We start from the raw sequence: 203 nt of genomic DNA, 5'->3' as shown, positions 1-203 counted from the left end.
CAGAGCCCGGTGCCGTCCAACTACCAGACCACGTTGCAGAACTTCGCGAACCTCGGTGTGGACGTGCAGATCACCGAGTTGGACATCGAGGGTTCGGGTTCGGCGCAGGCGTCGAACTACGAGCGCGTGGTGAAGGCCTGCCTGGCCGTGGCGCGCTGCGCCGGCATCACGGTGTGGGGCATCCGGGACACCGACTCGTGGCG

Annotated in this window: 1 protein-coding gene; it reads left to right on the top strand. The window is 67.0% G+C overall.

Annotated elements, in window-relative coordinates; genetic code table 11:
• Nucleotides 1–203 (top strand): endo-1,4-beta-xylanase (locus tag OQ02_RS39975; protein ID WP_197043740.1); only part of this gene is annotated, 203 nt, incomplete at both ends.

Origin of the sequence: Saccharothrix sp. NRRL B-16314 (genome assembly GCF_000716595.1) — a bacterium.
In the GTDB taxonomy this organism is placed as follows: domain Bacteria; phylum Actinomycetota; class Actinomycetes; order Mycobacteriales; family Pseudonocardiaceae; genus Actinosynnema.
Note: the sequence above shows the minus strand (reverse complement) of the source record. Positions and strands in the feature narration are given on the sequence as shown.